Here is a 2,336-nt window from a genome sequence, read left to right on the forward strand (position 1 = left end):
AGCGAGTCGTGTTTGTCGAAGGCGAGACCGAAAAAGTTGTGTTACCGTATCTGGCCAAAAGACTGGGGGTATTTGATCCAGATATTTCAATTATTGACTGTGGAAGTAAACATAATCTCCCTTTGTATATAGCCATCGCTGAAGCCTTCGAAGTTCCTTACCTCGTAATACATGATGAAGATCCTTTACCCGATCCGATACCTAATGATTGGAATGAAGATAAAAGGAAGGCGAAGCAAAGAACGTATGATCTTAATAAGCAGATAAGAGATCTTATTCAAGGCCCTTTTGGAAAGGTGGAAATGTTTCCCCGCGATTTTGAGACGGTGAGCGGGGTTTCCAAAAGCCAAGGTGAGAAGAAAGGAAAGGCTCTTGCCGCACTGGATCATTTCGAGAGTGTCGCTGAATCTAATATTCCAAAGAGGCTGAAGGAGGTGGTAGCGGCAGCCTTCAATGTACAGGAGAAGAAAGAATGATCACCACCCTCAAACCTTATCCTAAATACAAGGACTCCAGCGTGCCGTGGCTGGGAGACGTACCGGAGCATTGGGAGGTGCGGAGGTTAAAAACCCTACTTCGAGAGCGAATAGAGAAAGGTTATCCTGATCTACCGCTACTTGCTGCTACACAAACAAAAGGTGTAGTTCGTAAAGAAAAGTATGAGAACAGAACGGTACTCGCCCTAAAAGACCTACACTTACTTAAGCTAGTACGAAGAAAAGACTTTGTAATTAGCCTTCGATCTTTTCAAGGGGGCATTGAGTATGCCAGAGATCAAGGTATAATTAGTCCTGCCTATACGATACTGTATCCTATAGACTCCAAAATGCACGGGTACCTTGCCAAACTTTTCAAATCGTATCCGTACATTGAGAATTTAAAGCTACATGTTACTGGTATTCGGCAGGGACAAAATATCGATTATGAAAAACTTAGTCGTTCGTTGGCGCCACTCCCTCCTCTCCCCGAACAAACCGCCATCGTCCGATTTCTGGACTGGGCGGACCGTCGCATTCGGCGGGTGATTCGTTTGCGCAATCAGCGGATCAAGCTGCTTGAGGAATACAAACAAGCCCTTATCCACCAGGCCGTGACCGGCAGAATCGACGTCCGCACGGGTAAGCCATATCCAAAATACAAGGACTCTGGCGTCGAGTGGCTCGGCCAGGTGCCGGAGCATTGGGAGGTGTTGTCAGTCAAGCGAGTGTACTCGATTCAACTTGGTAAGATGCTGCAACCTTCTCGTAAAACGAAGGATGACATTTTAGTACCATACCTTAAAGCTATCCATGTACAATGGACTGGTGTGATCGTTGAGGATTTACCAATGATGTGGGCGTCGCCGAAAGAAATTCTCCAGTACGAAGTCAGGCCCGGCGACCTTCTTGTGTGTGAGGGTGGTGAAGGTGGGCGCTGTGCAATCATAACGTCTGCAGATGGCACAGTCATTATCCAAAACGCTCTTCACAGGGTCCGCCCGACTAATCAATCGAAGAATGAGTATCTTCGACCCGTCTTGCAAAGCATATCATCCATTGGCTGGTTTGAAGTCCTGAACGACAAGGCTACTATTGCACACTTTACACGTGAGAAATTTGCTGCTCTTGAGATACCCTTGCCCCCTCTCCCTGAACAAACCGCCATTGTTGACTTCCTTGACAACCAAACCCAAAAAATCGACGAAACCATCGCAGCCACCCGTCGCGAGATCGACCTGCTCAAGGAGTTCCGCACGCGTCTGATCGCTGACGTGGTCACAGGCAAGCTGGACGTGCGAGAGGCGGCGAAGAAAATTCCTGAGGAAATGCCCGAGCAGGAGACAGCCGAAGACAATGAGGGAAGCGGCGAAATCAGCCTTGAAACCGTCTTTGAGGAGGCTGAAATATGACCCAGGACAAGTATATAGCACTTATTGATCGGCTAGGTGCCTTACCAACTGAAACAGAATGGCTTGAGTTCAAACGCAATCGGTATGAACCTCAGGTGTTGGGAGAATATCTTTCGGCGCTTGCTAATTCGGCATCTTTAGCGGGTCAGCCTTGCGGATATTTGCTCTTTGGCATCGACGACAAGACTCACGAAGTAGTGGGTACGAAGTTCGGCCCGTATCCTGCGAAAGGGAAAGGTAATCAGGATTTGATCCATTGGCTCGCCATGGGATTGCAGCCAAGACCGCTTTTTGAGGTCCACGTAGTAGAGCATCCCAAGGGGCGAGTTGTGATTTTTGAGGTTGGAGCAGCTCGTGGACAACCGGTCAGGTTCTATGGACAGGCATGGATCAGAATAGGCACCAATAAGACTTTGCTGAGAAACCATCCTGAAAAAGAGCGGGCGTT

3 protein-coding genes are annotated in these 2,336 nt (G+C 48.2%); all 3 read left to right on the plus strand.

The genetic code is table 11. The features are described 5' to 3' along the window. Positions 1 to 8 precede the first annotated feature (8 nt). Positions 9 to 476 carry an ATP-dependent endonuclease gene (locus JRJ26_20605; GenBank protein MBW2059891.1) on the plus strand — a complete coding sequence of 156 codons (468 nt, stop codon included), beginning with the start codon at positions 9 to 11 and terminating at the stop codon, positions 474 to 476. Continuing rightward, positions 473 to 1,888, plus strand: coding sequence for a restriction endonuclease subunit S (locus tag JRJ26_20610; protein ID MBW2059892.1), 1,416 nt, complete (start codon positions 473 to 475; stop codon positions 1,886 to 1,888). Before JRJ26_20605 ends, JRJ26_20610 begins: the two co-directional genes overlap by 4 nt. Then, the coding region (locus JRJ26_20615) for an ATP-binding protein (GenBank protein MBW2059893.1) at positions 1,885 to 2,336 on the plus strand (452 nt) is incomplete at its 3' end. The genes JRJ26_20610 and JRJ26_20615, both read left to right, overlap by 4 nt.

The organism is Deltaproteobacteria bacterium, from assembly GCA_019308905.1.
Lineage (GTDB): Bacteria > Desulfobacterota > BSN033 > WVXP01 > WVXP01 > JAFDHF01.